The organism is Undibacterium sp. Jales W-56 (assembly GCF_025548535.1).
GTDB lineage: Bacteria > Pseudomonadota > Gammaproteobacteria > Burkholderiales > Burkholderiaceae_D > Undibacterium.
In genome coordinates this window covers 375599-395485 of sequence record NZ_JAJLQW010000003.1, presented here as the reverse complement: position 1 = coordinate 395485, position 19887 = coordinate 375599, and the positions used below count along the sequence as shown (strand labels likewise).

The 19887-nt window shown below is 54.3% G+C and carries 20 protein-coding genes; 9 read left to right on the top strand and 11 right to left on the bottom strand.

The window, feature by feature from the left end; translation table 11 throughout:
* Positions 1-6 precede the first annotated feature (6 nt).
* Positions 7-1560: a B12-binding domain-containing radical SAM protein gene (locus LPB67_RS10935; protein WP_262837211.1), complete on the bottom strand. Its 1554-nt coding sequence runs from the start codon at positions 1558-1560 to the stop codon at positions 7-9.
* Between the two features lie 272 nt (positions 1561-1832).
* On the opposite strand from LPB67_RS10935, the gene LPB67_RS10930 reads away from it, so the two are divergent.
* A complete protein-coding gene (locus LPB67_RS10930; RefSeq protein ID WP_262837209.1) occupies positions 1833-2153 on the top strand; it encodes a hypothetical protein in 321 nt (106 codons plus the stop codon).
* Between the two features lie 186 nt (positions 2154-2339).
* Here the strand turns inward: LPB67_RS10930 and LPB67_RS10925 are convergent, their stop codons facing one another.
* Together LPB67_RS10925 and LPB67_RS10920 are read right to left on the bottom strand one after the other, a co-directional pair.
* Complete coding sequence (locus LPB67_RS10925; protein WP_262837208.1) at positions 2340-3479, bottom strand: HDOD domain-containing protein; 1140 nt, start codon at positions 3477-3479, stop codon at positions 2340-2342.
* A gap of 217 nt (positions 3480-3696) precedes the next feature.
* Positions 3697-5085 carry a glycoside hydrolase family 18 protein gene (locus tag LPB67_RS10920; protein ID WP_262837207.1) on the bottom strand — a complete coding sequence of 463 codons (1389 nt, stop codon included), beginning with the start codon at positions 5083-5085 and terminating at the stop codon, positions 3697-3699.
* Positions 5086-5353: 268 nt separating this feature from the next.
* On the opposite strand from LPB67_RS10920, the gene LPB67_RS10915 reads away from it, so the two are divergent.
* Positions 5354-5572, top strand: a complete 219-nt coding sequence (locus LPB67_RS10915) for a SlyX family protein (RefSeq protein WP_262837206.1) — start codon at positions 5354-5356, stop codon at positions 5570-5572.
* Positions 5573-5640: 68 nt separating this feature from the next.
* Here the strand turns inward: LPB67_RS10915 and LPB67_RS10910 are convergent, their stop codons facing one another.
* The 3 genes from LPB67_RS10910 to LPB67_RS10900 form a co-directional block, all read right to left on the bottom strand.
* Positions 5641-6594 carry an MBL fold metallo-hydrolase gene (locus LPB67_RS10910; protein ID WP_262837426.1) on the bottom strand — a complete coding sequence of 318 codons (954 nt, stop codon included), beginning with the start codon at positions 6592-6594 and terminating at the stop codon, positions 5641-5643.
* A 126-nt stretch (positions 6595-6720) separates the two neighbouring features.
* Positions 6721-7578 (bottom strand): HDOD domain-containing protein, encoded by an 858-nt coding sequence (locus tag LPB67_RS10905; RefSeq protein ID WP_262837205.1) that lies wholly within the window; start codon positions 7576-7578, stop codon positions 6721-6723.
* A 67-nt stretch (positions 7579-7645) separates the two neighbouring features.
* Complete coding sequence (locus tag LPB67_RS10900; protein WP_316685187.1) at positions 7646-9319, bottom strand: methyl-accepting chemotaxis protein; 1674 nt, start codon at positions 9317-9319, stop codon at positions 7646-7648.
* Between the two features lie 345 nt (positions 9320-9664).
* Here LPB67_RS10900 and LPB67_RS10895 point away from each other — a divergent pair, with 345 nt between their 5' ends.
* A complete protein-coding gene (locus LPB67_RS10895; protein WP_262837204.1) occupies positions 9665-10384 on the top strand; it encodes a glycine-rich domain-containing protein in 720 nt (239 codons plus the stop codon).
* On the opposite strand, the gene LPB67_RS10890 is transcribed toward LPB67_RS10895, so the two are convergent.
* Positions 10340-11398 (bottom strand): GlxA family transcriptional regulator, encoded by a 1059-nt coding sequence (locus LPB67_RS10890; protein ID WP_262837203.1) that lies wholly within the window; start codon positions 11396-11398, stop codon positions 10340-10342. The two genes, LPB67_RS10895 and LPB67_RS10890, sit on opposite strands and share 45 nt — an antisense overlap.
* A 146-nt stretch (positions 11399-11544) precedes the next feature.
* Here LPB67_RS10890 and LPB67_RS10885 point away from each other — a divergent pair, with 146 nt between their 5' ends.
* Complete coding sequence (locus tag LPB67_RS10885; RefSeq protein WP_262837202.1) at positions 11545-11982, top strand: PaaI family thioesterase; 438 nt, start codon at positions 11545-11547, stop codon at positions 11980-11982.
* Positions 11979-12512, top strand: a complete 534-nt coding sequence (locus tag LPB67_RS10880) for a PaaI family thioesterase (protein WP_262837201.1) — start codon at positions 11979-11981, stop codon at positions 12510-12512. The genes LPB67_RS10885 and LPB67_RS10880 overlap by 4 nt, the downstream gene beginning before the upstream one ends.
* Positions 12513-12604: 92 nt before the next feature.
* Here LPB67_RS10880 and LPB67_RS10875 read toward each other — a convergent pair whose 3' ends face one another.
* The 4 genes from LPB67_RS10875 to LPB67_RS10860 all read right to left on the bottom strand — a co-directional run bounded on the left by LPB67_RS10875 (position 12605) and on the right by LPB67_RS10860 (position 15960).
* Entirely contained in the window at positions 12605-13144 is a 540-nt protein-coding gene (locus LPB67_RS10875; RefSeq protein ID WP_262837200.1) for a DUF2867 domain-containing protein, read from the bottom strand.
* Between the two features lie 67 nt (positions 13145-13211).
* Positions 13212-13583: a DUF6463 family protein gene (locus LPB67_RS10870; RefSeq protein ID WP_262837199.1), complete on the bottom strand. Its 372-nt coding sequence runs from the start codon at positions 13581-13583 to the stop codon at positions 13212-13214.
* Between the two features lie 264 nt (positions 13584-13847).
* Positions 13848-15206, bottom strand: a complete 1359-nt coding sequence (locus LPB67_RS10865) for an ABC1 kinase family protein (protein WP_262837198.1) — start codon at positions 15204-15206, stop codon at positions 13848-13850.
* Between the two features lie 28 nt (positions 15207-15234).
* Positions 15235-15960, bottom strand: a complete 726-nt coding sequence (locus LPB67_RS10860; protein WP_262837197.1) for a TetR/AcrR family transcriptional regulator — start codon at positions 15958-15960, stop codon at positions 15235-15237.
* Positions 15961-16399: 439 nt separating this feature from the next.
* Between LPB67_RS10860 and LPB67_RS10855 the strand changes: the two genes are divergently transcribed.
* From LPB67_RS10855 to LPB67_RS10840, 4 genes are all read left to right on the top strand, one after another.
* The gene (locus tag LPB67_RS10855; RefSeq protein ID WP_262837196.1) at positions 16400-16648 is read left to right on the top strand and encodes a hypothetical protein; all 249 of its coding nucleotides are present in this window, start codon (positions 16400-16402) and stop codon (positions 16646-16648) included.
* A gap of 276 nt (positions 16649-16924) precedes the next feature.
* A complete protein-coding gene (locus tag LPB67_RS10850) occupies positions 16925-18133 on the top strand; it encodes a hypothetical protein (RefSeq protein WP_262837195.1) in 1209 nt (402 codons plus the stop codon).
* On the top strand, positions 18130-19254 hold the full coding sequence (locus LPB67_RS10845) for a HupE/UreJ family protein (RefSeq protein ID WP_262837194.1): 1125 nt from the start codon (positions 18130-18132) through the stop codon (positions 19252-19254). Before LPB67_RS10850 ends, LPB67_RS10845 begins: the two co-directional genes overlap by 4 nt.
* A 218-nt stretch (positions 19255-19472) precedes the next feature.
* The gene (locus tag LPB67_RS10840; protein ID WP_262837193.1) at positions 19473-19886 is read left to right on the top strand and encodes a hypothetical protein; all 414 of its coding nucleotides are present in this window, start codon (positions 19473-19475) and stop codon (positions 19884-19886) included.
* Position 19887 lies beyond the last annotated feature (1 nt).

Sequence of the window (19887 nt, the reverse complement as noted above, 5' to 3'; positions counted from 1 at the left end):
AGACGATCAGGCCGCCAGATGCCTGGCCTGTCTTTGCGGCAGAGATTTGGCTTCGGTTTTTTTCTCTGCGCTTTTTTGTGTGCTTTTGTCCAATTTTGCGGCGGATTTATCGCTGACATTTTTGCGGTTTGCTTGTCCGGCGTAATCGCTGCCCAAGATTTGTTCGACCAGCATATCGTCCATCCGGCGTTCCGTGCGCAGCCATTCGCCGACCAGCGCGGCCAGGCGTTCGAGCGCGATTCTGTGGGTTGCATCGGTGCGCTGATACAGCCAGTCGGATAAGTCCATGAAATTCTCAAACGGCGTCGCGCCCAGCAGATGCGGCAGGGTATGGCCGAAGCGACCGGAGTTCGCCACCAGGTCCCAGTAGCGGGCAAACCGCACCAGACGCTGCATGGTGCTGAAATCGATCGTGCTGTTCGCCAGTATGGTGTAAGGCGGATACGGGTCGAACACCATGCCCCATTCTTCGGTATGGCGGATGATAGGCGTGCCGCGCAGGCGTTTCAGGATGCCGAACTGGATTTCGTGTGGGCGGAGCGCGTACAGCTTGTTAAAGCCCGCAGCGAAACTCTCTACGGTTTCGCCGGGCAAGCCGGCGATCAGATCGACATGCAAATGGGCGTGCGAGTTTTCGCACAGCCAGCGGATGTTGTCGGCGGCTTTTTGGTTATCCTGTTTGCGGCTGATGCGCGCCTGTACTTCGGGATTGAAGCTCTGGATTCCGAGTTCAAATTGCAGCGTGCCCGGCGGGAATTTTTTGATGCCTTCTTTCAAGGCATCGGGCAGGTGATCCGGCACGACCTCGAAATGCGCGAACACCGGATCAGCGGGATTAGCTTCCAGTTTATCGAGGAAGAACTGCATGATCTTCAGGCTGGTCTTGATATTCAGATTGAAGGTGCGATCGACAAACTTGAACAAGCGGGCGCCGCGCGCATGCAGGCTTTCCATCTCGGCCAGGAAGAGCTCGATCTCAAACGGCCAGGCGGTTTTATCCAGCGCCGATAAACAGAACTCACATTTGAACGGACAGCCGCGTGAGGCTTCGACATACAAGGTGCGGTGCTGGATGTCCTCATCGCTGTAGAGCGTGTACGGCAAGGCGATGTCGGCCATCGGCGGCTGCACGCCGGCATGGATTTTCATCAATGGCTTCGGGCCGTTCAATACCTGACGACAAATCTCCGGGAAGCTCACATCGCCCCAGCCCGTGATGACGTAATCCGCCAATTTGACGATCTCCTGTTCGGCGGTTTCGTACGACACTTCCGGTCCGCCAAGGATCACGACGACCTCAGGCGCTACGCGTTTCAGCAAGGCAACGACCTTGGTGATTTCTTCGATATTCCAGATATACACGCCGAAGCCGACGATGAGTTTTTCTCCGGCATGACGGTGCGACAAGAGTTTTTCTACGATCTCGGTAGTTTTTGCGCCGGTCACAAATTCCTGCAAGCGGGTCTGCTGCTGCAAGGCGCCCATATTCGCGAGCAGATAACGCAGACCCAATGAGGCATGGGCGTAGCGGGCGTTGAGGGTAGAAAGCAATATGGTCATGAGGCAGGGCGTATGGCGACAAAGCGGCGATAAATTAAGGGGGAAGTCCGTATTGTACGCTGCTAGACCGCGCAAGCTGGGCGATATCCGATTGTTGTCAAAACGGTTGGATCTTTGATTCGCGACGTTCATCCTGCACTTTTTGCGTTTCGTCGCATCGCCATCGCAGGCGATAAACACATTGTCTACAGTGCTTACATCGACAGAGCAAATACCGATTCGGACAACGCACTGTTGAACCTAACTAACCTTCAATGAAAGAGGCACAGCAAATGAAAACAACGTTTACAACATCCGCAATTCTGGGTAGCGCTTTGGTTGCCGGCATCTTCGCCGTCGGCGCAGCGTTCCAGCCTGTTGCAGTCAGCGCCCCCGTTTCAGCAGCGCAAGTACAGACCGTGACGATCATCGCAACACGCATGAGCGCAGCGCAAAAACTAGCTTTCGATGCAGAAGCATCTGGCGTACAAACAGTCGTGATCAGTGCCAAACGTTTGACTGAAGAACAAAAAATCGCGATGGCTCAGGAAGACCGGGTTTTGCAGCTTGGGATTGCGGCTAAAGCGATCCGTACTTCACAAAAAAATGGCTAAGTGCTGAGCACGCAAGAGTCATGCAATACAGAAAAATGTGGACGATGCAGTCACCAGCCGCAGGACGGTAAAGCCAGATCAGTTCGTATCCAAGTCAAAACCATTTTGCAGATAGATGATTTTGCTTTGGACATGAACCAAGGGCGTCCTGAGGTAATCTTTAGCGAAACAATGCCACACGAGGACTTAGGCGCCCGGTGTGGCATTGTTCTTTTGCAGCGCCGCCGTAGTGTCGTATAGCTGGACATGATTCAGGTTAGTGAAACAATCGATCGCTTCTGCCGAGAGTCCGGCGCAGAGTCGCTGATCATTGGATTTCAGTTGGGCGTGATTGACCAATACGCGCATTTTGGCCAGCAGGTCGGCGTTATGCAGCAAATGTCCCAGCGGCGTCCAGACCGGCGCCTTGCTCCCGCCGGCCTGTTGCTGCAAGGCTTGCACCACGGTGGCCGGAAATTCCCAGCGTTGCGCGACCCGATACGACAGGGTGGCGGCGACCGAGGTAAACGCATGGTAAAAACTCGCCGAGTATTTAAACCGCGCTTCCTCGCATTGCTGGTCCAGCAGGCGGAACGCAATGATCAAACCGACGTTTTTCATCAAGCCCGTCAGAAAAGCCTGGAAAGGATCGAGCCCGGTCGCCAGCTGATAGCAGGCCAAGGCGCATTTTTCAGACTGGTTCCAGATATGCGGCGCGGCTCTGCGGGTGAAGTTGCCCGCATTCAGGTTGATGATGGGGCGGAAAGCGACTTTCGCAATCAACAGGCGCAAGCCATCTTCCCCCAAGACCATCACGGCTTTTTCCAGGCTATTGATGCGATCTGCCGGATTGTAGAGCGCGCTATTCACGGCGTTGATGACTTCGCCGACCAGCACGACGTCTTTGACGATATGCGACGACAGTTCAGCGGCCGAGACGGTTTTATTGCGCAGGCTGCCAAGCAATTGCGGAATCACGGTCGGCACGCGGGGCACCACCACCGCATCGTTTAAATCGGATGCCAGCAGTCCGTACAAAGCATGCAGGATTTTCTGTTCTATCTCCATGCTGCTGCCTTCGCCGGGACTGCCCATCAGCCAGTAAAAAAATAGCGGATCGATGGCAATCTGCGGACGCCACGCCTGCAATGCCGGTGGCGCGGTTGCGGCTACTTCAGCCGGTATTTTCGATTCAGCCGTCACAGGTGTAATCGTGCTGACAGGTGGACTTGGCTGCGGCGGGCTTGGCGCTATCACAGGGGTTTGCAGCGGTGCCGCTACCGGACTCTGTGCAGGCGGGGTTTTGCTGAATACTTGATTGAATAACTTGGACAGGAAATTCTGCACGATATTCCTTTCGGTTTATTATCTGAGCCGACTTTGATTCACATTCCAGATTCTCACGCAGTGTAACTTTAATTTCTCAAGCTGCGCGCGTCTGTTGCGGGCATCGGGCCAATTTGTCGTTTCATTGCAAATCCGCCAGGAGCTTCGATGTGCGGAGCAGGATAAGCCCGTTGAGCCGGGCTGGCGCGCTGAGTAACCGGGCCGCGCGGAACAGGCGCTAGTAATGTATGCCGCCAGAGAGGTCGACATGAGGGGGTGTGGGCTGGCTCAAGCCGCGATGCAGCGTGCGTAACAGGCTACCTTGCTGGTCGTCTTGCCCAAGGTGCCAGAACATCGCACCCGCCAGACCTTGCTGCTTCAGATAGGCGGTCTTGTATTCCAGCGACACTTCGTCGTCATAGCTGACGAAGATATGTTTTTCAGGATGCCAGAGCCAGGGGACTTTGCTTTCGCGACTGAAATAACGCACATAGCCCAGATCGGCTTTCAGCATGGCCTGGATTTCTGCATAGCTTGCCATGCGCGGCTCTTTGCGCTGAGTACAGGCGTCGCAGCCGATTAACAGGCTTGGATCGCCCTGATAATTTTCTGCCGATTCAGTCACAAAGCTTTGATACAGGCCGCGATTTTTTGGTGTGACCTGAAAAAATGCCCGACCATAAAATGGCATGCCCAGCACCATTTTGCTGGCCGGAACACCGGCGCGCAAATACTGCTTTACTGCTGCATCGACGGTATTCGCGAGAGGCGATGGGAAGAGTTTTTCCATGTTAACCTGATCCATGCCCGCCGATGTTGCCAGGTTGCGCAAAGGATTGGCGATCAGCGGTTCGCCCGGATCGCCGAATAAATGCGCATTGTGATTGCTGAGCTTTTGCCAGACCCCGTTCAGGTCGTAACTCATTAAATTGATGTAATCGAGTTGCTCGACGATGGCTAGCAATTGCGGGTAATAGCGCGCCATATTCGCCGTATCACCCGGACCTGCGATGGTGAGCTGATACGGTTTTTTAGCGCGATGCAGGTTCTCTTGAGTGAGTTGGCGACGGATTTCCGTTAACAACGCGACAAAGTGACCGGCGTCTTGCGGACGCGGATATTCCCAGTCAATATCGATGCCATCGAAAGCGTAATGGCGCATGAATGCGATGCACGAAGTCGCGAGTCTTCGCCGACTTTCCGGCGTGCTGACCGCGTCGCGATAGCGGTTTACGGTCGGACTGCTGTCGTTGCTGTAAGCCCAGCCGCCGACGGAAAATAAAATCCGCAGCCGGGGATTATATTTTTTCAGCGCCATTAATTCGCGGAACACGAGAGCGGCTTTGTCCGCTGCGACACCCTCCGGTAAATCGCACTCACCTGCCGGATTAATGTTGATGAAGGAAAAGTTGATATGCGTCAGCATCGCCGCCTTGGCCGGCGTAATGCGCACTACCGGGAATTCGGCCGCCTCGGGATAATGATTGATCTGTTCTTTTTCAAGCAGGTAATAGCCGATCACCACGTGCGAGTCGGCATTTTTGTTGGCGAAGCTGGCTAGCGGTAGTAACACGGCCGATATGAATGTTGCCGATATCAATGCGGCGCTGAGCAGAAATTGTTGCATTGTTCGTTTCATCGGATTGATCGACATTGATCCGGCAGGGTTGGCGAGTGCCTCGAGCATGCGATACCAGTGGATGCGGGTCAACAGATTTTTGAATGACAGGCTGGGCAAACATACCAGTAGCGTTTTCTCCCCGACAGAATGTCATCAAGGACAATACCAGAGCGGCTGTCCACTGATCTGGTATCTGGCTTCGCATGATGGTGTCCGTTTGCGTTGACCGCATTTACCTTATACTGCGTGCTTTGCAATACCGGAGGGCAGGATCATGAATGGCAAGGCGATCGATCATCGTTTGGAAGAGTTGGAAATCAAAATATCGCGCCAGGAAGATGTCGTGGATACCTTGAATCTGCTGGTTTATCAGCAGCAGAAAAAAATTTCCGAGTTAGAGGCGCTGTGTACCGCATTGGTCGGGCGTATGAAAGAGATGGCGATCAATGCCAGCCAGCAGAGGATTGTCGATGAGCGACCGCCGCATTATTAGGGCGATTGGATGAGGTAAAAAAAAAGGAACCGCAAGGGTTCCTTTTTTGCTTCAGCAATAATCGCCGGTTACGGTGTCGGCACGTAATTCAACGGTGTCCATGCATACGCCTTGCCTTCGCTACGTAGATAGCCTAGGCCAGGGAAAGACAAATGTGCCGCGCCGACCAGATAGCCTTGTTTGGCTGCATCGGCATAGGCTTTTTTGCGTTCGGCGGCGGCTGATTTGCTGTCAGTATCGAACTGTATCGTGATTTCGGGATGATCGAACTGGACTGCGGCGACGTGCATCAGATCGCCCCATAACATCAGCTTTTGCCCCTTGCTTTCGACCAGATAAATGCTGTGGCCTGCAGTGTGGCCGTGGCTGGCAATCGCTTTGATGCCCGGCACCAGCTCGGTATTGCCTTCAAAGGCCTTGAATTTGTCTGCCTTGACATACGGATTCAAGGATGCCATCGCACCCTGGAAAAAACCTTTAGAGTCAGCCGGTGCTTTATCCAGATTCGCCTGGCTCAGCCAGAAATCGGCATCTTTTTTATCGGCACGCACGATCGCATTCGGGAACGCCAGCTTATCGCCGTCAACCAGACCGCCTACATGGTCGGGATGCATGTGGGTGATATAGATTTCATCGACTTGTTCAGGCTGATAACCGGAGGCTTTCAAGTTGCCGGCGAGTTTGCCTAGGGTAGGACCGAACAAGCCGGCCGCACCGGTGTCGATCAGCACCAATTTGGTGCCGGTATTGATCAGGTAGCCGTTGACGGAGGTTTCCAGCGGGCTCTTTTGATGGAACTTATTCAAGCCTTTGGCAATGTTTTCCGGCGTCGTATTGGTCAGCAGCTTATCGACGGGCAGTTGTACGGTGCCATCAGATAAGGCGGTCACTTCAAAATCACCCAGCATGACGCGGTAGTAGCCAGGTGCCGGGGTTTTCACCATCGGTGCCGCCGCATGTGCGGCACCGATGAACGCGAACGAGGTGGTGGCAGCGATCAGCGCCAGACTACTGGCGCGCATAAAACGGTATAGGGAGCGGGTTGTGAAGTGGGTAGTGGTCACGTTGAATCTCCTGATGTGCGCAAAATAGCGTGGCGCCATTATGCCGAAATTCCCCGATTGCTGCTTCCGGCCTGAACGGAGAAACTAGGTCATTAGCGAGACAGTCAGTGCTTTGACTTCGTTGTCGGACTCTTCAAGGATGTGATGTACCGTACCGTCGCCGACCAGGAAATCAATTTCAGACGCAGCTTGTCGTATCGTTTCGGGCGAACGCGGATCAAGCGGTGAAGCAACCGGTGCCAGGTCATTCGCCAGCACCAGGGTGTCGCCCAGCGTTTCGGGCGGCATCACACGTATGCCCGACCAGAGCGCTTCGACGGCGGTCACGATACGTTTTGGCAGCAGCAGTTTTTTTAATACGGCGCGCCCGATCACGACTTCCGCAGGTTCGGTGATCTCGCCCAGACAGTCTTGATTGCCATCGCTGTCCTCATCCATTAAGGCGGGTAGCTGGTCGGCCCGCGACAACAAATAGAAACCGCTGACTTCATGCACGATTCCTGCAAACATGGCGGTTTCCGGATCGGTATTGCTGACTTTGATTGCCAGCGTATGTGCCAGCGCCGCGACGTGGGCGGAGTGTTCCCATAATTGATAGGCTTTCTGGCGCAGGGCCGGATTGCCGATGGCGTAGCTAAGCTGCCTGACCACCACGGATGCGACAATAGAGCGCAGCGTGCTGAATCCCAGAATCGTGACCGCGGTCCTGACATTGGTGACGCCGCCGCCGAACCGTGCATAGGCGACAGAATTGGCAATCGCCACCACACGCGAGGCCAGCAGCGGCTCGGTGAGAGTGAGCTTGGCGGCGGCTTCCAGGCTACAGTCAGGGTCATCCAGTAATTGCTGGATCTTCAGGGATGCATTGACGTTGGTGGGGAAAACCAATTCGCCCTGGTTTGCTTCCAGAACAATATTTTTGAGCGCTTCTGACTTTTTCATACGTGAAATTATACTCTCGCACAGACACGCTCAGCGTAGTGAAAACGCTGAAATGACGAGAAAGTTATCAGGTATTCTTGTCAAATTTCAATACTTTAATCAGCTTGTTTGCGGTACTGGCAATCAACGATGGCTCGTTCTTTGTCATGGCAACAGCGCTCGCCGCCACCGGCGTTTTACGCACAGGCGCGGCATTCTGATCCAGTTTGAAAGTGGATACGGTTTTGGCAAGCGCTTCCGCCTGTTCTTCCATGCTTTCCGCTGCCGCTGCCGCCTGCTCGACCAGCGCCGCATTTTGCTGGGTCATTTCGTCCATCTGATTAATGGCACGATTGACCTCTTCGATACCGGAACTTTGTTCCTGGCCCGCTGCCGTAATTTCGGCCATGATGTCGGCCACCTGTTTCACCGAGTTGACGATATCCCCCATGGTCTTGCCCGCGGCATCGACGAGCTTGCCGCCGGCATCGACTTTTTCGACCGAGTCGCCGATCAGGGTTTTGATCTCTTTGGCCGCGCTGGCGCTGCGCTGCGCCAGATTGCGCACTTCGGACGCGACTACCGCAAAACCACGGCCCTGTTCACCGGCGCGCGCTGCTTCGACTGCGGCGTTCAGCGCCAGGATATTGGTCTGGAAAGCGATGCCATCAATCACGCCGATGATGTCCACGATCTTGCGTGAGCTTTCTTTGATCGAGTTCATGGTGTTGACCACCTGGCCGACTTCCTTGCCGCCCTTTAAGGCAAAATTGGATGCCGAGACCACCAGCGTATTGGCTTGCCTGGCGTTGTCGGCATTGTGCCGCACGGTGGCGGTAATCTCTTCCATCGAGCTGGCGGTTTCTTCGAGTGCCCCGGCCTGCGTCTCGGTACGCGAGGACAGGTCGGCGTTACCGGTAGAAATTTCCGCCGAGGCAATCGCAATCGCATCGGTGCCGTTACGTACTTCGCCAACGATGTGATGCAGGTTATCGTTCATCTCTTTCAGCGCATTCAGCAATTCACTGATCTCATCCGAACCGCTGGTCGTTTCACGGAAAGACAATTCGCCGGCCGCCACCCGTTTGGCAATTTCGACCGCGTCTTGCAAAGGCGTGGTAATGCTGCGGGTCATCAGCACGGAGAAGGCCGCCCCCATCAACACCATCACCGCACCAATCCCGAACAAGAGCGTGGACAGACGTTTTCCTTTGCTATCCATGTCGCCAGCGACTTCTTGCGCTGCCTTGTTTTGCAAGTCGACCAGTTTATTGATCTCTACTAAAGCCTGTTGCTGCAATGGATCGATCTTGGTCGCGATGACTTTCACCGCTTCTTCGCTATTGAAGTTCAGGATCATCTTGTAAGCCTCTTTATTCGGCTCGTCGATCTGTTGATCCAGTTGATTGATGGTGTCGATGATCTTCTTTTCGTCGCCGCTCAGACCGAGTGCAATGAGTTTGTCGCGGGCTTCCAGAAAGCGGGTACGGTGGGTTTTGACGATGGCTTTTTGCTTATCGATTTCGGCGACATCCGTTTGCAAGCCGATATTCCGCAAGGCCAGGCCGCCTTCGAGCAGGCCGCTTTTCATGGCGGCAGCGAGAGCGGTTTTGTTATTCGAGTATTCGAGGCCGGCAATCATTTGACGACGGTTGCTTGCACTGAAAAAACTGTCGGTAATAAGCAACAATATCAACATCGCCAGGATTGCGCCAAAGCCGACGGCGAGGCGGGTTCCTATGCGTAGATTACGCAGATTCATAGCAGCTCCCAAATGTAAGAATGACGCTTCACCGCAGTCGAGGCGATGTGTATTACAACAAGGTAACAGAGTTTACAGCGTAGAAAATCCCGAATCAGGCAATGATCAGCAAACAAGCTCTGGTGTGCCGGATTAGCTCGTCGAAATTGCTGCCGTGTTCATGTTACGACAAATATTACTGCGGTGCACTAGGGCCTGTTTAGATATCTGATGTCTGTGGCATTATGCTGCATGTCATCATGATCATGGGCGGGAATTTGTTGACGCTTTTCATGAATTAAGTTAGTGGCCCCGGCCTGTTTTCATTCAATCATTTATTTATTCCACCATTCAACTTTGACGCGTATGGTTTTTTTCATTATTTTGCTGGCGGTGCTGTCGATGCTGCTGATGGTGGTCTGGTTGAAGTGGCGCGCTGCAGCCAGAGCCGATTACATACGCAGCTATATGTTTCCGGCCGGACTGTTGGAGCGCATGGCGAAACTCAGGCCGGAGCTGTCGCTGAAAGACCGGCAACTGGTCGCGCGGGCGCTGCGGCAATATTTTCTGGTGTATCTGAAGAGCGGCTATAAGCATGTGTCCATGCCTTCGCAGGTGGTTGATGATCTGTGGCATGAATTTATCCTGTACACCAAGAATTATCAGCAGTTTTGTCATAAGGCATTTGGCCGCTACATGCATCACACCCCGGCCGCGGTATTGGGCGTCAGCCAGCGCAATAACGATGGCCTGCGCCGTACCTGGTGGTTTGCCTGCCTCGAAGAAAACATCAATCCGCGGCGCGCCACGCGCCTGCCTTTGCTGTTTGCGCTGGACGCCAAATGGGATATTGCCGATGGATTCCGTTATGAACCGGATTGCAGCGCCTTGCGTAAAAATGGCAATGGCACGGTGTATTGCGGCGGCGATTTTTCCGATCTCGGATCCGGTGGCAGCCCGGACAATAGCGACAGCGTTTACAGCTTCAGCGACAGCAGTGACTTCGGCGGCAGTGCCGATAGCGGCGGAGACAGCGCTTCTTCAGGTTGCAGCGGCGGTTGTAGTGGCGGCTGCGGCGGCGACTGATTTTTGCGGCTTGAACTGTGCGCGATAGGCGACCGGCGATAAGCTGGTATGCCGTTTGAATAAACGCCGGAATGAGCTGGGATCGGCATAGCCGGTGCGCTCCGCGACTTGTTCCAGGGTAAGCGTGGTAGTTTCCATCAGGCGCTTGGCCAGGTCGATTTTCAGCAATTGCGCATAGCTGGCCGGAGTGGTGCCGAGCGCTTGATGAAAATGCCGGATCACGGTGCGTTCGCTGACCGCCAGATAATCGGCCAGCGCCGCTAGGCGGAAGCTGACATGGCGGTGCTGACGCAGCCATTTTTGCGCCCGCATCACCAGCCCGTCGGCATGCGATTGGCTCTCTTGCTGGGTCATGCCGGACAAATTCATATACGGCGTCTGGGTCGCCCGGTTGGCGTCGATCAGCATGGTTTTAGCCACGCTGGCCGCGAGCTCGGGACCGGCAAAACGGCGCACCATATCGAGCGCCAGATTCATATACGAGCTGGCGGCGCCGCTGGTCACAATGCCGCGGTATTCATCCAGCACTTCGCCCAGACGCAATTCGATTTGCGGATAGCGCGCTTTAAAGACGCGTTCCAGCCACCAGGCGGTCGTCGCATGGCCGTGTTCCAGCAAACCGGCTTCGGCCAACACAAAGCTCGCGCTGCAATTACTGACCAGCAAGCTCCCTTGCGCATGTTTTGCCCTGAGTAGCGCAAAGTAGGGCCGCAAGTCATCCAGCGTGCGCCACAAATCCTGCATGCCGTTACCCAGAAAAATACCCGGCAACATCAGCACATCTGCCTGCACGTCGCTGGCAAAGTCGCCGTTCACTTGCAATACCACGCCGGTAGGGGTCGTGACAGGTGCGCCATCGGCGGAATGGATAGACCAGCTAAACAAGGGCTGACGCTGCTCTTTCGCCTGCCCTTGAGCCATCCAGATGGCATTCGCAATCGCGAAGACATCAAGCGGCGCCGTCACCGGCGAAGCCATGCATTGCGGATAGATCCAGACGGCGATATGGGTCATGAGAAATAGCGTATAAGAAACGGGTCACGAAAGATTTCGGAATGAAAATATGGCAGTATTCGCACTAATTGCGTCAATATTGACACTATGCGATCCTTTGCGCAATACCTATAATGACTTTCAACCACATTTTCGCCAGGAACCCCATGGATACAGCGCACACCAAACGCAGCCTCACACCGGAAGGCTTAAACCAATTCGGCAGCCAATTCTTGCCCGGCCATCTGGGCATACGCATCACTGCGCTGGAGGGCAATACCGTCAGCGCCGAATTGACGGTCACACCGCAACTGCTGGCGCCCAACGGTTTCTTGCATGCGGGTAGCGTGGTGACGCTGGCCGATACGGCTTGCGGCTATGGTTGCATCAGCAATCTGCCGGCAGGTGCCAGCAGTTTCACCACGATCGAACTCAAATCCAATCACCTCGGCACCGCGCGCGAAGGTCTGGTCGAAGTCAAAGCGCAGGCCCTGCACCTGGGACGCACTACCCAGGTCTGGGATGCAACCGTCAGTCACCAGGGCAAGACCATTGCCCTGTTCCGATGCACGCAAATGGTTTTATTTCCCAAGGAGGCAAAATGAGCGAAGCGCAGACCACCGTCCTGCAGCAATGGCTGGCCAAAGAAGCCGAAGTTCGCGCCCGGATGCAAGAACCCGGCGTGATCCCGATGGAAAAAATGAAACAGCTCAGCGGCCTGGAATTTTTGCAAGGCATCCTGAACGGCGATTTCCCGATTGCGCACATAGGCAAGACGCTGGACTTTTTCCCGGTCGAGGGCGAAGCCGGCCGTATCGTGTTTCAGGGTACGCCGGGACGCCAGCATTACAATCCGCTGGGCAGCGTGCATGGCGGTTATTTTTGCACCCTGCTCGATTCCGCCGTGGGTTGCGCGGTGCAATCGATGCTGCCGAAAGGGATCGGCTACACCACGCTGGAAATCAAGGTCAACCTGATCCGCGCACTGACCGACAAAACCGGACCGGTACGTGCCGAGGGCAAGGTGATCCAGGTCGGCCGGCAAGTCGGCACCGCCGAGGGTCGCATCGTCGATGCCGGCGGCAAGGTGTATGCGCACGCGACCACCACCTGCCTGGTGTTTCCATTGCCATAAAGCGGGGGGTGCTTTTCAGCTTTGTCACTGCCCGCATCTGGTGGAGCTGACCCGCCTAAGATCCAGGTTGGCTGACTCAGGCCAGCAATTAGTCAGGTCGCTGCAGGCCAACCCGCCCGCGCCGCCCGGCGCAAACAGGACTGCACGATGGCGCGGTGAAACGGGGCGATCAATCTGATGTACACACGTCCCAACATATTGTGGCAATGCACGACGGTCGACAGTGTCAGGTGACGTTGCGTGTCTTGGCCGAGCGTCGCGCTGTGCAGCATGACGGATAGTCTGAAATCCAGATGCATGTCGTTCTCGCCCAGCACGATTTCCGTCGCGCTTTTTTCAATGATTCTGAAGATCTGGATATGTTGACTGTCGGCGGCGGCGCTGGCTTCCAGCTGGCGCGCAGTCTTGATGCCGAAACCCGCCACCAATATGTCGCGTAAGCGCATTAATTGTTGAGTCCAGGGTGCTTGTTGCGCGAAGATAAATCGGGCCAGCACTTCAGGATCATGGCTGGCCTCTGCTGGCAGGCGCACCGTATAGGCGTCGGCCAGATCGGGTTTGTCATACAAGCGGGTAATGCGGGAATGCTCCGGTAAATCACTGGCAACGGCATGGTGGTAGGCGTACTGCATGATGAACTCCTGTGATGGTCGTTTTAATGATCAGGATGACGAGGTGTTGCAAATTCATATGTATTGCTCAGGACTTCCGGCGCAATAAGCCGATTGCCGGTGGAAACGCCAGCCAGAATCCCGACACAGGCATCAGCACCACGCCCAAGATCGTCAACATCAGCGTACCCAGCCCGATTGAGCGTGCCGACGGGAAATTGCCGGCCTGCTCCAAGGTATGTATTGCCATTCCCAGCAACGCCAGCACGGCACCGAAGAGTAGAAACCAAATCGCAGCGGCAATCAGCGGATCATTGCCGACGCTATTAAAAACGCCGCGTTGTACTACCTGTATAAAAATTTTTCCAAAAACCAGGCAGGCGAACATGGTATGCAGTGCCGCGACCCAACAAAACCATTTGCCTATCCAGGGGCGTTTTGAGCTGGTAGTTAGTGACATGAGAATTTCCTTTTTATTTATCAGGACTTACCCATAATGGTAAGCCAGCGTTCACATTGAATCCGCAGGCCGGATGCAGCTTTCAAAGGCGTTTCGTGCCAGCAGGCGCACCCAGCTTGCGACTTCGTTTTAATATCAATACGCCATGGAGTTTTTCCTCTGGCTTTTCTCGGTGTCTCCGTGTCTCTGGGGTGAGTGGTTTCGGTTTTTGCGTAAGTCTTGTTTAGGATAGATCGGTGCCGTAGAGAAGCTATTTTTCTGACCTCATGCGACCTGAGTCAGCGCTGGCCGAAACAACTCAGGATTGAGCCAGGGATTGCCGGTATCGACGACCGCACCGATTTTTTTCAGCATGTGCATCATGCCCATATAGGCGCGATCAAAATAAGGCATGTCTTCGTGATAGGTTTGCGCCAGCCTGACCAGGGTTTTGCCGTGACTGGTATCCGGTGCCGGATAAGCCGTTTTATGCCGGAAATCAAACCGCCGCATGGTGAAAGGCTGCAACTGCCAATCGATCAGTGCCGCCGCCGCAGGTAGTAATTGCGTTTCAAAATCCTGCAAGCTCAACTCCGGCCGGATCAAACCCAGTTCGATATACGCCAGCCGTACAGGGGCAAAGGATTTCGTCAGCTTGCCGTCCAGCAGGCCGTGCCAGGCTTTGGCCATCGACGCACAAAAGCCATGAGAGATCGATTTGGTGCAGCCAAAGTCGAGCACACCCAATTGCCTGTCCGCCATAAATAAAAAATTGCCGGGATGCGGATCGGCATGCAAGCGACCGAGTTCACAGACGCTATGCCAGAACCAGTCGAACAGCAATTGCCCGTAATGATCGCGCGTTGCCTGATCGGGACCGGTTGCCAGCCATTCGTCCAGATGCAGGCCGTCGAGTCGTTGCATGCTCAATATGCGTTGGCTGGAGTGGCTCGTCAGCACTGCCGGGATCACGATACCCGGCAAGCGCACCCGCTCGGCGAACCAGCGCAGTTGCGCGGCTTCATGTCCATAATCGAGTTCTTCTGCGAGCTTGTGTTCAAGTTCGCTCATGATGCGGTCCACCAGTTCCCTGCGGGGAATCAGATCGGAGCCAAGCGCCATGGTGTGCAGCAGGCCGCGCAGCATGCGGATGTCGCTGCTGATCGATGCGGCGATGCCCGGATATTGGATTTTTACGGCGAGTTGCGTGCCGTCGGCCAGGCTCGCATGATGCACTTGTCCCAGACTCGCGGCGGCAAACGAGACCGCATCAAACTGGGCAAACACCTGCTCGGGCGCTTGTCCGAATTCGCGGCTGAACACTTTATGCACCAGCGCCCGGTTCAGCGGCGTGACCTGATAACAGCCTTTCGCTAATTCACGGCGGATGCCGACAGGTAAAAAGTCGGTTTCCATGCTCAACATCTGAGAAAGTTTGAGCGCCGTGCCTTTCAATTGATTTAAAGCGCGAAATAAGATGCGTCCCAGCTCGGCTTCATGCTGATCCTGCGCCGTGATTTTGGCATCGTCCTTGCGTGTCAACTGCCGCGCCTTATGCCCGACATGGCTGATGCCCACATGCGCGAGCGCCAGGCCGCTGATGGCGCTGCGGCCGAGTTTGCTCGACGGAGGATTTTTGCTCATATAATCTGATCCTTAATCCGACCTGCGCTCAGGCAGCCAGGCCGCGTTTGGCCAGCTTCAATATATCCAGCAAGCCGGAACCGTTTTGCATCAGGCGCGACAATTGATTGCGGATTAAAAAGCTGGCGAGTTCCGACAGTTTATTCACCACGCCGCTCTTCAAGGCCAGTACCAGCACTGCCAGCGTCAGATCCACCAGTTGCGTGGTGTCGGAAAATTCTTCAGATTCATCCTTGAGCCAATACGCAATCACGGCAAACAAGTAGTCGGCGAATAAACCTCCCAGCAGGTTTTTAAAATCGCAGGCAGCGATTTCGCTGCTCTGCTCCGCCGCGGCTATAAACGCAATAACCTGCGCTTTCAAGGCCTGTTGACCCGGCATCTGATCGCGCATCATCAACAGCGGCGATTTACCGACGACGCTGCGGGTCATCTCGACAAACTCACGATCTGCCAGCAGCAATTCCAGTAAGGCGTCGACTAGCCTTTGCAGCCGTTCTTGCAGGCCGAATTGCTCTAGACCCGGCGTCTCCAGCGTGACTTCCAGCACGATTTCTATGCACAGCTCGTAGTAGGCGAGCAGCAGCTTTTCTTTGGTCGGGAAGTATTTATAAATCGTCGCATCACCGATCCCCGCAGCCCGCGCAATCTGCTTCATGGTGCTTGCCTCATAACCTTGTTCGGTCATCATATCGACCGCAGTGCGGATCAGATGGCGCCGGGTTTGCTCTTGCTGGGATTTGGAAGTTTTCATTTTGGATACTTACTATCTTTAAAATTCGAAATTATTGACATCAATGTATATTAAGTATTTTAAAAGTGCAAGTAAATACCATTTTAACGATGGTAAGTATGGATTGATCGTCAGATTGGATAGAGTCGTGAAAGTGCTGGCGGTCAGTTCAAAGAACCAGCGTGGCATGGCGAATTGATGCTGTCCATGTGGGTGGTGTTCTTGCTAGGGCGCTGGATCGCCTTGTTTTTATGCCGATAGCCTTGCTTAGCGTATCAGGGCTGAATGCTGCGTCCTGTTTATCGCAAGACGCACATCAACTGGGGATGAATAGTCGGTTTCCAAAAAATAAAAGCCTCTTTTCCTTACGAAAAAGAGGCTGATCGGCGATCTCAGACAGGTCACCCGGCCTGAGATTGCCGCTTACAAATAGTCTTACAAGCCGCAGCTTACCAATTATTTGGAAGCTGCTGGCGCAGCTGCGGATGCTGAAGCAGATGCCATTTTTTTAGCATGTTTTTTCTTCATAGCTTTTTTCGGTGCGGATGCGTCTGTTGCAGCAGACGCTGCTGGTGCAGATGCCATTGCAGAAGCAGAAGCGGATGGCGCAGCAGTGTGTGCAGCAGCGAAAGCAGAAGCGGCGAACAAGCTAGTAACCAAAGCAGCGATGAGTTTTTTCATTTTTATACCCCTGAAATTAAACGATTAAGTTAAACATCTACGATTCATATGAACCTGTACCTATAACGCAGAATAATTATAAGTGGTTGACCATCTATTTTTTAAAATAAAATCAGATTTATCTGCAGAACTAGAATTGACCTGGAAATAGTCAGGCGAATAGTTGAAGCCTGCCGTCGATTTGTTTCACACTAGCGGCTGCTTAACGTTGTCATCCGGCCAGCGCGACTTGCGCGCTATGGCGCATGTTGTATGATGCCCGGTCGATAGCACCCTGCGATCGCACTCGTTTTTGGAACTCCCAATGCCTTCTTTTGCTCAGGTTCTGTCGCGACATTTTCTCATTTTCGGCCTTTTATTTTGCAGTGCGACAACCAGTTTTGGCGCTGCTCATATCCCGGCGTCGGACGCGACGGTACTCGAACGATTGCCGTTTAAGCCGAACGATCCGGTGGCGCGTGAGCTGGCGCAAATGCGTGCCGAGTTGCAGCGCAACCCAACCAGTCTCGAGGTCGCGGTCAAGCTGGCGCATCGCTATTATGGGATGGTGGGCGAAGAGGGCGATCCGCGTTACCTTGGTTATGCGCAAGCGGCTCTGGCACCCTGGTGGGAGATGCCGCGGCCGCCGGTGGAAGTCCAGGTGTTGCGCGCCGGGTTGTTGCAGTTCCGCCACGATTTTTCCGGCGCTATCGCTGATTTAGACAGCATACTGGCGCGCAATCCTCGCCATCCGCAAGCACGGGTATTGCGTGCCGTGATCGAAATTGTGCAAGCCAGCTACGATCAGGCCAGAACGGATTGCCGTGCATTGCAGGGTCTTACCAGCGATCTCATCGCGATCGGATGCGAGGCGATGGTGGATGGCCTGACAGGTAAAGTGGCCGATGCTTATACGACTTTATTGGGCGCTTATAGCAGCGCAAAGAATGTCGCCCCCGACGTGCAATTATGGGTACTCACCCGCCTTGCCGAATTAAGCCAGCGCCAGGGGAAAATCGCACTTACCGAAACGCATTTCAAACAAGCGCTGGCACTCGGCATCTCCGATACTTTTTTATTCGCGGCTTACGCTGATTTTTTGCTGGACCAACAACGTCCGGCAGAAGTCGTGGCACTGTTAAAAGATAAAACCCGTTCCGACACTTTGCTGCTGCGCCTGGTATTTGCCGAGCGCCGCCTGAATTTGCCGGCGGCCAAAGAGCGTGAAGCAACGCTGGCGGCACGTTATGTGGCCGCTCAACTGAGAGGCGACACCGTGCATCAGCAAGAGGAAGCCCGTTTTGCGTTGCAGGTACAAAACAATCCGAAAAAAGCACTGGCACTGGCCCAGGAAAACTGGAAAGTGCAACTGGAGCCACGCGATGCGCGTATTTTTCTGGAGGCGGCATTGACCCTGAAAGACCCGCATGCAGCCCAGCCCGTGCTGCACTGGCTGGCAAATAGCCGGATTGAGGATGCATATTTAATACGCCTTGGCCAACAATTAACAGCGCTGCAGGCGGCACCTCAATGAAACGTTTATTCCTGATACTCGCTGGATTTTTTTGCGCGCTGAATGCCTGGGCGCATAAGCCAAGCGATAGCTACCTCAGCCTGGTCGTCAAAGACAGCGTGATCAGCGGGCAATGGGATATTGCGTTACGCGACCTGGATTTTGCGATCGGCCTGGATGCGAATGGCGATGCCGAGATTACTTGGGGCGAGGTGCGCGCCAAACATGCGGAGATCGACGCCTATGCGATGTCGCGTCTGCATTTGGCTACCCAGGATAAAGTTTGTCCGATCCAGGTCACAGAGCGCTTAATTGATGATCATACCGACGGTGCTTATGCGGTATTGCGGTTTAAGGCGCAATGCAGCGCAGCAGTTAGCGTATTGCAGGCGCGCTATACCCTGTTTTTTGATATCGATCCCCAGCATAAAGGTCTCTTGCGGCTGGAATATCAGGGCCAGTCCAGCACCGCCATTTTCAGTCCCGACAAGGCCAGCCAGGAATTCCGTTTAAACCAGGTGAGCCGGTTGCAGCAGTTCGTCGATTACGCTCGCGAAGGCGTCTGGCACATCTGGATAGGTTTCGACCATATCCTGTTTTTGCTGGCTTTATTGCTGCCGGCCGTTGTAGTGCGGCAAGATAAGAAATGGCAGGCAGTCAGTGCCTTTAAGCCCGCGTTCTGGTCTGTCCTGAAGATCGTCACGGCATTCACCCTGGCACATTCAATCACGCTGACCTTGGCAACCCTGGGCGTCATCAGCCTGCCGTCGCGCTGGGTGGAATCGACCATCGCGGCTTCCGTAGTGATCGCCGCATTGAATAATATTTTTCCCTTGTTCCGCGAGAGACGTTGGATCATGGCGTTTTTATTCGGCCTGATACATGGGTTTGGGTTCGCCAGCGTGCTGACCGATCTTGGTTTGCCGCAAGGCGCCCTGGTACTGGCGCTCGTTGGTTTTAATCTGGGGGTAGAGGCGGGGCAGCTGGCGATTGTTGCAGGCTTCCTGCCGCTGGCGTTTGGCTTACGGTTTAGCTGGTTCTACCGGCGTCTGGTGTTATTGGGCGGCTCAGCCATCATCGCGCTTCTGGCGGCGATCTGGTTAGTCGAGCGGGTATTCGATATGAAGCTCATGCCGTTTTAAAAACCAGTCGGCATATCAGCTTATTGCTGGTATCTCGCATGAGTTTTGATTGCCTTGCAGCATAAATTCAAGATCCTTTTTCAAAAAAGGGCTATGCATTCCTTCATTGCCATTTGATTAATTAATTTGCATTGTCATTTTTATCACCTAATGTGAAGCTCGCCGGCAGGCATTTGTGCCGGCGGGTGTTTTTAAAAATTTTTCACAAGGAGATTGCAATGACAAACGACATATCGAACCAAAAATTACGTGGCTCGGAAAAACTGTTAAGTGCCTGGAAAAACCGGACACTGACCGAAGAATCGGTACGCGAAATTGCCCGCGCCCTGGATGAATCACCGGCCCAGGTATTGGGTGCCCGCGTAGTCGGCGGCAGCAGCGCAACCGGCGTGCAATTATCGCTTAGCTATGAGGGAGACGATACGCCACGTTGCGGCAACGATATCCTGTTCTGGCTGAAATGGCATCGCGTACATGGCGGCGAAATGCATCCGCCAAGGATCATTATCGACGGCACCCCTTTCCCTGACCTGGTCCGGATGGAGTTGAACTTCGGCGATGTCACACCGGGACTGCCAGACATCCAAGGTTTCGATGGGCAACTGGTTCGCGGCGGCAGTTTTGGCGGCTGAT

Bases quoted from the DNA above. Each gene is read 5' to 3' on its own strand.
- LPB67_RS10900 (WP_316685187.1), bottom strand. From the start codon at position 9,319: ATGAATCTGCGTAATCTACGCATAGGAACCCGCCTCGCCGTCGGCTTT.
- LPB67_RS10890 (WP_262837203.1), bottom strand. From the start codon at position 11,398: ATGACCCATATCGCCGTCTGGATCTATCCGCAATGCATGGCTTCGCCG.
- LPB67_RS10880 (WP_262837201.1), top strand. From the start codon at position 11,979: ATGAGCGAAGCGCAGACCACCGTCCTGCAGCAATGGCTGGCCAAAGAA.
- LPB67_RS10915 (WP_262837206.1), top strand. From the start codon at position 5,354: ATGAATGGCAAGGCGATCGATCATCGTTTGGAAGAGTTGGAAATCAAA.
- LPB67_RS10845 (WP_262837194.1), top strand. From the start codon at position 18,130: ATGAAACGTTTATTCCTGATACTCGCTGGATTTTTTTGCGCGCTGAAT.
- LPB67_RS10885 (WP_262837202.1), top strand. From the start codon at position 11,545: ATGGATACAGCGCACACCAAACGCAGCCTCACACCGGAAGGCTTAAAC.
- LPB67_RS10870 (WP_262837199.1), bottom strand. From the start codon at position 13,583: ATGTCACTAACTACCAGCTCAAAACGCCCCTGGATAGGCAAATGGTTT.
- LPB67_RS10905 (WP_262837205.1), bottom strand. From the start codon at position 7,578: ATGAAAAAGTCAGAAGCGCTCAAAAATATTGTTCTGGAAGCAAACCAG.
- LPB67_RS10910 (WP_262837426.1), bottom strand. From the start codon at position 6,594: ATGCGCGCCAGTAGTCTGGCGCTGATCGCTGCCACCACCTCGTTCGCG.
- LPB67_RS10875 (WP_262837200.1), bottom strand. From the start codon at position 13,144: ATGCAGTACGCCTACCACCATGCCGTTGCCAGTGATTTACCGGAGCAT.
- LPB67_RS10935 (WP_262837211.1), bottom strand. From the start codon at position 1,560: ATGACCATATTGCTTTCTACCCTCAACGCCCGCTACGCCCATGCCTCA.
- LPB67_RS10850 (WP_262837195.1), top strand. From the start codon at position 16,925: ATGCCTTCTTTTGCTCAGGTTCTGTCGCGACATTTTCTCATTTTCGGC.
- LPB67_RS10920 (WP_262837207.1), bottom strand. From the start codon at position 5,085: ATGCAACAATTTCTGCTCAGCGCCGCATTGATATCGGCAACATTCATA.
- LPB67_RS10860 (WP_262837197.1), bottom strand. From the start codon at position 15,960: ATGAAAACTTCCAAATCCCAGCAAGAGCAAACCCGGCGCCATCTGATC.
- LPB67_RS10840 (WP_262837193.1), top strand. From the start codon at position 19,473: ATGACAAACGACATATCGAACCAAAAATTACGTGGCTCGGAAAAACTG.
- LPB67_RS10865 (WP_262837198.1), bottom strand. From the start codon at position 15,206: ATGAGCAAAAATCCTCCGTCGAGCAAACTCGGCCGCAGCGCCATCAGC.
- LPB67_RS10895 (WP_262837204.1), top strand. From the start codon at position 9,665: ATGGTTTTTTTCATTATTTTGCTGGCGGTGCTGTCGATGCTGCTGATG.
- LPB67_RS10930 (WP_262837209.1), top strand. From the start codon at position 1,833: ATGAAAACAACGTTTACAACATCCGCAATTCTGGGTAGCGCTTTGGTT.